The organism is Postechiella marina (genome assembly GCF_039538365.1).
GTDB classification, from domain to species: domain Bacteria; phylum Bacteroidota; class Bacteroidia; order Flavobacteriales; family Flavobacteriaceae; genus Postechiella; species Postechiella marina.
In genome coordinates this window covers 21,098-32,395 of sequence record NZ_BAABCA010000006.1, presented here as the reverse complement: position 1 = coordinate 32,395, position 11,298 = coordinate 21,098, and the positions used below count along the sequence as shown (strand labels likewise).

At 33.0% G+C, this 11,298-nt stretch carries 10 protein-coding genes and 1 tRNA gene; 9 read left to right on the top strand and 2 right to left on the bottom strand.

Annotated features, from left to right (window positions below; translation table 11 throughout):
* Positions 1-22: 22 nt before the first annotated feature.
* The 9 genes from murD to ABD715_RS13795 all read left to right on the top strand — a co-directional run bounded on the left by murD (position 23) and on the right by ABD715_RS13795 (position 9,935).
* On the top strand, positions 23-1,360 hold the full coding sequence (murD, locus tag ABD715_RS13835; protein WP_344788879.1) for a UDP-N-acetylmuramoyl-L-alanine--D-glutamate ligase: 1,338 nt from the start codon (positions 23-25) through the stop codon (positions 1,358-1,360).
* A gap of 29 nt (positions 1,361-1,389) precedes the next feature.
* Complete coding sequence (locus tag ABD715_RS13830; RefSeq protein ID WP_344788878.1) at positions 1,390-2,583, top strand: FtsW/RodA/SpoVE family cell cycle protein; 1,194 nt, start codon at positions 1,390-1,392, stop codon at positions 2,581-2,583.
* Positions 2,584-2,617: 34 nt separating this feature from the next.
* On the top strand, positions 2,618-3,727 hold the full coding sequence (gene murG / locus ABD715_RS13825) for an undecaprenyldiphospho-muramoylpentapeptide beta-N-acetylglucosaminyltransferase (protein WP_344788877.1): 1,110 nt from the start codon (positions 2,618-2,620) through the stop codon (positions 3,725-3,727).
* 2 nt (positions 3,728-3,729) lie between these two features.
* Positions 3,730-5,082: a UDP-N-acetylmuramate--L-alanine ligase gene (gene murC, locus ABD715_RS13820; protein WP_344788875.1), complete on the top strand. Its 1,353-nt coding sequence runs from the start codon at positions 3,730-3,732 to the stop codon at positions 5,080-5,082.
* A gap of 16 nt (positions 5,083-5,098) precedes the next feature.
* Positions 5,099-5,791, top strand: a complete 693-nt coding sequence (locus tag ABD715_RS13815; protein ID WP_344788874.1) for a cell division protein FtsQ/DivIB — start codon at positions 5,099-5,101, stop codon at positions 5,789-5,791.
* A gap of 3 nt (positions 5,792-5,794) precedes the next feature.
* Positions 5,795-7,117 carry a cell division protein FtsA gene (gene ftsA / locus ABD715_RS13810; protein WP_344788873.1) on the top strand — a complete coding sequence of 441 codons (1,323 nt, stop codon included), beginning with the start codon at positions 5,795-5,797 and terminating at the stop codon, positions 7,115-7,117.
* A 67-nt stretch (positions 7,118-7,184) separates the two neighbouring features.
* Positions 7,185-9,218: a cell division protein FtsZ gene (gene ftsZ / locus ABD715_RS13805; RefSeq protein ID WP_344788872.1), complete on the top strand. Its 2,034-nt coding sequence runs from the start codon at positions 7,185-7,187 to the stop codon at positions 9,216-9,218.
* A 159-nt stretch (positions 9,219-9,377) separates the two neighbouring features.
* Entirely contained in the window at positions 9,378-9,827 is a 450-nt protein-coding gene (locus ABD715_RS13800) for a GatB/YqeY domain-containing protein (RefSeq protein WP_344788871.1), read from the top strand.
* A gap of 34 nt (positions 9,828-9,861) precedes the next feature.
* Positions 9,862-9,935 (top strand) — tRNA-Arg (locus tag ABD715_RS13795).
* A gap of 62 nt (positions 9,936-9,997) precedes the next feature.
* Here the strand turns inward: ABD715_RS13795 and ABD715_RS13790 are convergent.
* On the bottom strand, positions 9,998-10,234 hold the full coding sequence (locus tag ABD715_RS13790; RefSeq protein ID WP_344788870.1) for a hypothetical protein: 237 nt from the start codon (positions 10,232-10,234) through the stop codon (positions 9,998-10,000).
* Positions 10,235-10,292: 58 nt separating this feature from the next.
* The gene (gene hutG / locus ABD715_RS13785; protein ID WP_344788869.1) at positions 10,293-11,291 is read right to left on the bottom strand and encodes a formimidoylglutamase; all 999 of its coding nucleotides are present in this window, start codon (positions 11,289-11,291) and stop codon (positions 10,293-10,295) included.
* Between the last annotated feature and the right edge of the window lie 7 nt (positions 11,292-11,298).

Genomic DNA, 11,298 nt, shown 5'->3' with positions numbered 1-11,298 from the left:
TTGTCGAAGTGTTTTAGTAATAATGAAAAAACAAAGATTAGTCATATTAGGAGGTGGAGAAAGTGGTGTTGGTACAGCGCTTTTAGGAAAAGAAAAGGGGTTTGATGTTTTTGTGTCTGATAAAGGGAAAATAAAGGAAAAATATAAAGAAGTTCTTATACATAATGAGATTGAATGGGAAGATGAAACTCATACAGAATCTAAAATTATAAACGCAGATTTAGTAATGAAGAGTCCTGGTATTCCAGATAAAGTGGCTTTGGTAAAGCAAATACACGAAAAAGGAATACAGGTGGTTTCTGAAATAGAATTTGCAGCAAAATTTACAAAAGCAACTCTTGTTGCTATTACAGGTAGTAATGGTAAAACAACAACCGCGTCGTTAACGCATCATATTTTAGAACAGCAGTTAAATGTTGGGTTGGCGGGTAATATAGGCGATAGCTTTGCAAATCAAGTTTTAGAGGAAGGTTTTGCAAATTACGTGTTAGAGATTAGTAGTTTTCAGTTAGATGATATAGTTGATTTTAAACCACACATAGCTGTAATAACAAATATAACTCCAGATCATTTAGATAGATACGAGTATAAGTTTGAAAATTATATTAAATCAAAATTTAGGATTGCTGAAAATCAAACAAAAAGCGATTATTTGATTTATGATGCAGATGATGAGGTTATTGTTAATCATTTAAAAAATAATCCAGTTCAGTCTACATTATTGCCTTTTTCGTTAACAAAAGTTATAGAAAACGGAGCGTATTTAGAAGGAGACGAAATAAAAATAACAATAGATAATAATAAAATAATTATGCCAACAAAAAATTTGACATTAGAAGGGAAGCACAACGTAAAAAATGCTATGGCAGCATCTACGGTTGCGCATTTGCTTAAAATAAGAAAGCAAACAATTAGAGAGAGTTTAGAGAACTTTCAGGGTGTAGAGCATCGTCTTGAAAATGTATTAAAGATTAACAAAGTGCAATACATTAATGACTCTAAGGCGACAAATGTAAATGCAACTTACTATGCTTTAGAAAGTATGGATGCGCCAACAATTTGGATTGTAGGAGGAGTAGATAAGGGGAATAATTATTCTGAATTATTCTCGTTTGTAAACGAAAAAGTAAAGGCTATTATTTGTCTTGGTGTAGATAACGATAAGTTAATGGAAACCTTTGGCGGTATGGTTGATGTTATTGTAGAAACTCAGTATATGAGCGAAGCTGTAAAAATAGCTTATAAATTAGGTGAAGCTGGTGATAATGTTTTGTTGTCTCCTTGTTGTGCTAGTTTCGATTTATTCGAGAATTACGAAGATAGGGGGCGTCAATTTAAAAACGCAGTAAGAAACCTATAACAATTTAATTGATTTTAAAAAATAGATGCGTGCAAAAACTATTTGAGAACATAAAAGGAGACCGTTTAATCTGGGCAATTGTGGCGTTGTTGGCTATTTTGTCATTCTTGCCAGTTTATAGTGCAGCCAGTGATTTGGCTTACGACCGCTATAACGGTAATACTTTTATTTTGTTGGTAAAACATGTTGTGCATTTATTTTTGGGGTTTGTAATTATGTATTTAGTGCATAAAATTCCATACCGTTACTTTAAAGGGTTGTCGCTAGTTATGGTGCCAATAGTTTTGGTGTTGTTGGTTATAACAATGATGCAGGGTACGGTAATGGGGGGTGCAAGTGCAAGTCGATGGATTCAAATACCAATTGTGGGTATGTCGTTTCAAACATCAACATTTGCTTCTGTGGTTTTAATGGTTTATGTGGCGCGCTATATGTCTAAAATTAAAGATCAAGATATAACATTTAAGTCTTCCATTTTACCTTTGTGGTTGCCAGTTTTTATGGTGTTGGCATTAATATTGCCATCTAACTTTTCTACTGCAGCAATTATATTTTTAATGGTGTTGGTGTTGGTGTTTTTGGGGAGTTATCCGTTACGTTATATTGCTATAATTTTAGGGTCTGGAGCTGTTGCTTTAGTGTTTTTTGTTATGGTAGCTAAATTAACAACTGGACCGTTACATGTAAAAGTGAATACTTGGGAAAACAGGATTAAAAACTATTCTAATAGTGAGGTTACAGAGGCCGATTATCAAATAGAAAAAGCTAAAATTGCTATTGCATCTGGAGGTATTTATGGTGTTGGTCCGGGTAAGAGTATTCAAAAGAATTTTTTACCACAATCATCATCCGATTTTATTTTTGCAATCATTATAGAAGAGTATGGGCTTATTGGTGGTTTTTTGTTAATGATAATGTATTTGTGGCTTTTGTTTAGAATTGTAATTGTGGCTCAAAAAGCAGAAAGTACTTTTGGTAAGCTTTTGGTTTTAGGAGTTGGCTTGCCAATTATATTTACAGCTTTAATAAATATGGCTGTGGCGGTAGAGTTGTTTCCGGTAACAGGGCAAACCTTGCCTTTAGTGAGTAGTGGGGGAACATCTATTTGGATGACTTGTCTAGCTATAGGTATTATTTTAAGCGTAAGTGCAAAGCGTGAAGAGGTAAAAGAGCAAGAAAATGTTGAAGATAATCCGCTTGAAATTTTAAGCGAAGCAATATAATATTAAACACTAATAAGTGTATTTAAAATAAAAAGTGAGTAGTAAAACAAAAACATATAAAATTATATTGTCGGGTGGTGGCACTGGTGGGCATATATATCCAGCTATTGCTATTGCTAACGAGTTGAAAATACGTTTTCCTAAATCGGAGTTTTTATTTGTAGGAGCTAAAGATAGAATGGAAATGGAAAAGGTACCTCAGGCTGGTTATGCTATAAAGGGATTGTGGATCTCTGGTGTTCAGCGTAAATTAACGTTAAAGAATTTATCGTTTCCTTTTAAGTTGATGAGTAGTCTTTTTAAAGCACGTCAAATAGTAAGGTCTTTTAAGCCAGATGTAGTTGTAGGTACTGGAGGATTTGCTAGCGGGCCCTTGTTGCAGGTTGCAACTTCAATAGGTATTCCTACTTTAATACAAGAGCAAAATTCGTATCCAGGTATTACGAATAAATTATTAGCAAAAAAAGTAAATAAAATATGTGTGGCTTACGATAATTTGGAGCGGTTTTTTCCAAAAGACAAAATTATTAAAACAGGAAACCCAGTTCGTCAAGGTTTATTAAATATAGAATCTAAGACAGTAGAGGCTAAAAATAAATTTAATTTAAAAGCGGGTAAACATACGCTTTTAGTGTTGGGAGGTAGTTTAGGAGCAAGGCGTGTAAACGAATTAATTGAAAAAGAGTTAGACTTTTTAGACACACAGAACGTACAAGTAATATGGCAATGTGGTAAGTTGTACTACCAGCAGTATAGAATTTATAATAATACGAAGCATGTGCAGGTGTATGAGTTTTTAAATGATATAGATTTGGCTTATGCAGCAGCAGATGTTGTTATTTCTAGAGCAGGAGCAAGTTCGGTGTCAGAGCTTTGTATTGTTGGTAAGCCAACAATATTTATTCCGTCGCCAAATGTAGCTGAAGATCATCAAACAAAAAATGCTATGGCTATTGTAGGTAATGATGCGGCATTGTTAATTAAAGAAGGAGATTTAGAGGTTGATTTTGAAAATAAATTTTCACAGCTAATAGCGTCTCCAGATAGGCAAAAGGAGTTGGGAGATAATATAAAGAAAATGGCATTGGTTAATGCTACAAAAGATATAGCAGACGAAGTTGAAAAACTTCTGAATTTAAATTAAAAATGAACTTAAATAATATACATAACATTTATTTTATAGGCATTGGTGGTATAGGCATGAGTGCATTGGCGAGATATTTTCGAGCTAATAACAAAAATGTGGCAGGTTACGATAAAACACAAACCGAAATTACGAATGCTTTGGTAGATTTAGATGTTCATGTTCATTTTGAAGATAATGTGGCTTGTATTGACTCTAAGTTTATAAATAAAGACAATACTTTAGTTGTTTATACGCCAGCAATACCTAAAACGCATTCAGAATTGCAATATTTTTTAGGTAATAATTTTAAGGTTTTAAAACGATCAGAAATATTAGGGCTTATTACAGAACATACGTTTTGTTTGGCAGTTGCAGGTACACATGGAAAAACAACTACTACAAGTATTTTAGGGCATTTAATGTATGAGTGTAATGTAGAGTTAACAGCATTCTTGGGAGGAATTACAGAGAATTACAATTCTAATTTAATACTTCGAGGTACAGAAGTATCTGTGGTTGAGGCAGATGAATTTGATAGGTCCTTTTTAACGCTTTCTCCTAACTTGGCTTGTGTTACATCAATGGATGCAGATCATTTAGATATTTATGGAGATTCTTTGGAGTTAATAAAAACTTTTGAAGCTTTTACAAAAAAAATAAAGCCAGATGGTAAGTTGTTTGTTAAAAATGGATTGCCTTTAAAAGGTATAACTTATGGTATAGAAGATAATGCCGATTATTCGGTTCAGAATATAAAAATAATAGATGGTGTTTATGTTTTTGATGTTAAAACACCAAAAGCGGTACTAAAAGATGTGCAGTTTAGTTTGCCCGGTAGGCATAATTTGTCCAACGCCTTAATTGCCTTGGCAATGGCTGTAGAATATGGCTGCGATACAAATGCGTTAATTAAGGCTTTAGCTTCGTATAAGGGTGTAAAGAGACGGTTTTCATATCAAATAAAAACAGATGATTTAGTTTTTATAGACGATTATGCACACCATCCAGAAGAGATTAATGCGGTGCATCAAGCGGTAAGAGAAATGTATCCTAGTAAAAGTGTATTGGCTGTGTTTCAACCGCATTTGTATAGTAGAACAAGAGATTTTATAGACGGTTTTGCAAAAAGTTTATCGCAGTTTGATGAGGTATTATTGTTAGATATATATCCTGCTAGAGAATTACCTATTGAAGGGGTGACTTCTAGTTGGTTATTAGAAAAAATAAGTAACCAAAACAAGCAATTGGTGTCTAAAAAAGATATGATTACTAAAATTAAAGAGAGTGATGCTCAAATTATTTTAACAATAGGAGCAGGAGATATAGGCGAACAAGTAAAAACAATAAAAAAAGAGTTGAGCGTTGCGATTTAATTGGAGCTACATAAGGATGTTTGTACTACTAGGTTTAGTGGTGTTTTTATTTGCTTTTTCCTCAAAGAAAAATGCGGCAAGAAAACTTGCAGATGTTGATGTGCAATTCTTTGGAGACGATAACCTCTTTATTTCGCATCAAACTGTTAGTAAATTGTTAATACAAAATCAAGAAGACGTTAAAAACGTGCCAAAAGAAACTTTAGATTTGAGGTCTATAGAATCTGCCCTTAATTCTAATCCAATGATTAAAACAGCGCAAGTGTATCTTACTGTTAATGGGGTGCTTAAGGCTGATATAGAACAAAAACGACCTATAGCGCGAGTGCGCACCAATGCATCGTATTATATAGATGAAGATGGTTTATACATGCCATTGTCATCAAATTATTCTGCTCGTGTGCCATTAGTTACAGGTTATATTGAAAAAAATGATTTAAAAAATGTTTTTACAGTAGCTAGAAAAATTGAAAAAGACGATTTTTTAAAAACAAATGTTATAGAAATAAATCAAAGTACAGCGGGAGTTATTTCCTTAAAGCTTAGGCAGTGTAAATTTATAGTACAATTAGGTAGTGTGAATTTTTTAGATAAAAAAATAAACAACTTAAAAGTTTTTTATCAAAAACATTTAAAAGAAAAAACACTTAATGCATATAGTAAAGTAAATTTGCAATTTGATAATCAAGTAGTATGTACCAAAACGTAAACAATGGAGCATAATTTAGCAGTAGGGTTAGACATAGGAACCACAAAAATTGTGGCGATGATTGGTCGTGAAAATGAATACGGCAAGCTTGAGATTTTAGGCATAGGCAAGTCTAAAAGCTTAGGTGTACACCGTGGTGTGGTAAATAATATTACCCAAACAACACAGTCTATACAGCAAGCCATACACGAAGCCGAAACTGCTGCCGATATTAAAATTGATGAAGTTACAGTTGGTATTGCAGGACAACATATACGTAGTTTGCAACATAGCGATTACATAACAAGACCAAATTCAGATCAAGTAATAGATGATGAAGATATTGATAGATTAATAAATCAAGTACACAAATTGGTAATGCTGCCAGGCGAAGAAATAATTCATGTTTTACCTCAAGAGTATAAAGTAGATGGGCAAGGAGAAATAGTAGAGCCTATTGGTATGTATGGAGGTCGTCTTGAAGCAAATTTTCATGTTGTAGTTGGTCAGGTTTCATCAATACGAAACATAGGGCGTTGTGTACAAAGTGCAGGTTTAGATTTAGAAGGTATAACATTAGAGCCTTTAGCATCGGCAAATGCAGTATTAAGCCAAGAAGAAAAAGAAGCTGGAGTTGCTCTTATAGATATAGGAGGCGGAACAACAGATTTAGCCATTTTTAGAGATGGTATAATAAGGCATACTGCGGTAATTCCTTTTGGAGGAAACGTTATTACAGAAGATATAAAAGAAGGCTGTTCAATAATAGAAAAGCAAGCTGAGCTTTTAAAAATAAAATTTGGATCGGCATGGCCAGGAGAAAATAAAGACAACGAAATTGTTTCTATTCCAGGTTTACGTGGTAGAGAGCCTAAAGAAATTACCCTTAAAAACCTTTCTAAAATTATTCATGCACGTGTTGTAGAGATTGTAGAACAGGTTTACGTAGAAATAAAAAATTACGGACACGAAGAGCAAAAGAAAAATTTAATTGCAGGTATTGTTTTAACAGGTGGAGGTAGCCAATTAAAGCATTTAAAACAATTAGTAGAATATATAACAGGAATGGATACCCGAATAGGTTATCCAAACGAGCATTTAGCAGGAGATAGTGACGAAGACGTTACAAGCCCACTTTATGCAACCGCTGTTGGTTTAGTGTTAGACGGATTAAAACGTCAAGAAAGAAAAAAGGCAGAACAACAACAAATAGAAGAAGAAGTTGTTAAAGATGAAGAAGAAGAAAAACCAACAATAGAGATAAAAGAAGCACCAGTTAAAGAGCGTAGGTCGTTTCTTGATAAGTTAACAGAACGCGTTAAAGATTTTTTAGATAACGCAGAATAGTAGTTTAAAATAAGATTATCCATAGAATTAAAAATATTAAGTACAAAACCTCAGTAAAACAGAATTTATGAGCAGCAAAAACGAATTCGAAAGCATCTCATTTGATTTACCCAAGAATCAATCAAATGTTATAAAAGTTATTGGTGTTGGCGGTGGCGGTAGCAATGCTATCAACCACATGTTTCAACAAGGTATTAAAGGCGTAGATTTTTACGTTTGTAATACAGACGCCCAAGCCCTACAAAATAGTGGTGTCCCTAACAAAATTCAATTAGGCCTTAACCTAACCGAAGGATTAGGAGCAGGGGCAAATCCAGACATAGGAGAGCAATCTGCTGTAGAAAGTTTTGAAGATATCTCTCAAATGTTAGATACAAATACCAAAATGGTATTTATTACTGCAGGAATGGGTGGAGGTACAGGCACAGGAGCTGCTCCTATTATTGCTAAAATGGCTAAAGATTTAGACATTTTAACAGTAGGCATTGTAACTATGCCTTTTCAGTTTGAAGGTAAAATGCGTATTGAACAATCTCAAAAAGGAATTGAAAAGTTAAGAGGTACTGTAGATTCTTTAATTGTAATTAATAACAACAAACTTCGTGAGGTATATGGTAACCTTGGTTTTAAAGCTGGTTTCTCTAAAGCAGACGAAGTTTTATCTACCGCTGCTCGTGGTATTGCAGAAGTTATTACACACCACTACACACAAAATATTGATTTACGTGATGCAAAAACCGTATTAAGTAATAGTGGAACAGCTATAATGGGATCAGCTTTGGCTTCAGGGCAAAACCGTGCTCAAGATGCCATTCGTAAAGCTCTAGATTCTCCTTTATTAAATGATAATAAAATTACAGGAGCCAAAAATGTACTATTATTAATTGTTTCTGGTGTTCAAGAAATTACAATTGACGAAATAGGAGAAATTAACGATCATATTCAAAATGAAGCAGGACATGGCGCTAACATTATTATGGGTGTTGGCGAAGACGAAACCTTAGAAGAATCTATTGCTGTAACTATTATAGCTACAGGTTTTAACATAGAACAACAAGACGAAATTTCTAATACAGAAACTAAAAAAGTTGTTCATGCCTTAGAGGAAGAACCAACTGTTGTAGCAGAAACTAAAGATCCAGTTATAATAACTCCAGTTATAGAGCTAGAGAAGAAAGAAGAAACTCCAATTGTTCGCCACACTTTAGATATTGAAGAAGACGATGATATTGTTTTTGTTCCAGCAAATAAAGCAATAAAACCTAAAAGCGACATTACAAAACCAGTAAAACCTACTGATGATTTTGAAATTATTCCTACGTCAGAAATTATAAAAAATATTAATGTAGTTTATGAAGAGGTTAAAGTTAATTTAGAACAAGAAGACGATTTTATTATAAAACCTGTAACAAGAATGTCTTCAGATGTTGATACAACTAAAGATGCTGAAGTTGCAGCCAATAATATTGAAGAAGAGGAACAAGTAACATTAACTTTCGATTTTCCAATTTCTGCTTCAACTAACTCAGAAAAAGAAGAATTAAAATCTGAGCCAGAAGAAGAAATTATTTCGCATCAATTACACGAAGAGGCTAAAGATATTACTGTAAACGATTATGTAGAGTTAATTAATGTTACAGAAACTTCAGATGAAGGAGAAGATATACGTTATGTTTTAGATGATTATGCAGAGGTAGAATCGTCTATTAACAAAAAGAAATCTGGAGCTAATGAAGTTGCTAAAGAAGCAGAACCAGAGATTGTTTTCGAAAAGAAAAAAGTAGTTGTAGAGCAAAAATCTACTCCTGAAGAAAACGTTGAGGAGGAAGAAATAGACCCAATGAACACCCCTATTTCTGAAATGCTTAAAGAGCGTGCTGCAGAACGCAGACGTAAAATGAAAGACTTTAATTATAAGTTTAATAGCGCAAAAATAGAAGATATAGAAAAGGTGCCTGCCTATAAAAGAAAAGGTGTAGACTTAAAAGAAGCGAAGCATTCGTCAGAAACAGACATGTCTAGAACAAGTATTGGGTTAGATGATAACGACGATATTCAATTAAGAAGTAATAATTCGTTTTTACACGATAATGTCGATTAAAATATACTAACCTATCTTAGTTATGTAACCCGAAAAGTATTTCATGCTTTTCGGGTTTTTTTTATGAGTTCTTTTTTTTATTTAATAAAGACTTTCTTTCTGCTTCTACCATAGTGCATCTATCTTTTTTCTATCTTCGCAATTCAATACAATAAAAAAATGAGTTTACAACAAGATATAATGTCGGCGCTTAAAAACGCAATGAAATCTAAAGATCAAGCAGCATTAACCGCTTTAAGAGCAGTAAAATCTGCTATTTTATTAGCACAGACAGAAAGTGGAGCTAAAGAAGATTTAACAGAAGATCAAGAGTTAAAAATTTTGCAAAAACAAGTCAAGCAACGTAAAGACAGTGCTGCTATATATTTAGAGCAGGGTAGAGAAGATTTGGCTGCTCCAGAATTAGCAGAAGCAGAAGTTATAAGTCAGTTTTTACCTGAAGCTTTAAGCGAAGAAGAAATTGAACGTATTGTAGTAATGACTATAGATAAAGTAGGTGCTTCGGGAATGAAAGATATGGGTAAAGTAATGGGTATGGTTAGCAAAGAATTAGCGGGTCAAGCCGATGGAAAAACCATTTCTAATATCGTAAAAGCAAAGTTGTCTTAAAAAGATATATATTTCTGCTTTAGCGGAAATTAATGGCTTCGTAGTTCAACTGGATAGAATATCAGATTTCGGCTCTGAGGGTTGGGGGTTCGAGTCCCTTCGAAGCCACTTATAAAAACTAAAAAGCTCTGTATTTATTTAGTACAGAGCTTTTCTGTTTTTAAGAAAGGCTATTGTTGTTGTTGTTGTTGTTGTTGTTGTTGTTGTTGTTGTTGTTGTTGTTGTTGTTGTTGTTGTTGTTGTTGTTGTTGTTGTTGTTGTTGTTGTTGTTGTTGTTGTTGTTGAGACTTATTTATATCTTTTTTATTTTGATTCTTTTTAGAACTCAAAACATTAGTGACGTTATCGTTTGTTTTTTTTAAAGGATTTAAAAACTGCTTAAAAAAGATAACAATAGATTTTAACATGAACTTTTATGTTTTATGTAAACAAAATATAAAGATATCAAAAAGTAATGTTAGTTGTTTATTTGTAATTTTGAACAATAAAATCAACAATTTTTGCAGCTAGTTTAGATGTTTTATTATCCGCATCAAAAACAGGATTAACCTCTGCAATATCGCATGATATTACTTTATTACTTTTTAATATAAATTCAAGAATATTAAAGAAGAAAAAAGGTGAGAACCCTAACGATGATGAGGCACTTACGCCAGGAGCATACGCAGAAGAAAAACCATCCATATCTATAGATATATATATGTAATCATTTTGATTAATAAATGTTTTCAAGTTTTTTTTGATGTTTTTAAGATGTTTTTTAGACATTGTGCATTCTAGGTTTGGCACAAATTGAACTCGATTTTCTTTCGCTATATTAAAAAGCATTTTTGTGTTAGATTGCTGCTGGATGCCTATAACAAAATAGTTTACTACTTGCTTATCTTTTGAAGTATCTAAAAAGATCTGATTAAAAGGGGTACCCGAATTGGGCCTGTCTTCAATTTGGCGTAAATCGAAATGAGCATCAAAGTTTATAATACCAATCTTGTTTTTAACTTTATGCTTTAAAGCATTTTTAATGCCATTAAAATGTCCGTATGCTAAGTCGTGTCCGCCACCTAAAACTATAGGGAAAACCTTTTTTTTAATTAAAAGGCTAATTGTTTTTAATAATCCGTTTTGGCAAGCTTCCATATCATTATCAAGGCAAGAAATATTACCAAAATCTGTAATACGCTTAGCCTCAAAATGAATTGGTAATTTACTAAGACTTTTTCTTATAGTATTTGGAGCTTCTTTAGTGCCAATTCTACCTTGATTTCTTTTAACTCCTTCTTCGCAGGAATAACCAATAATGCCAAATTCTATACACGAATTTTTTTCTATTTTATTTAAGTTAGAAATTGTTATGTGTTGATGCCAATATTGAGGCTCTAATTTGGAGTTAGAAGCTCTTACTGACCAGAGCGCTTTATCTGTTGTGCAATATTGTACATTAAGATTTTTAAAGAAATTTTCCATGGTGGGT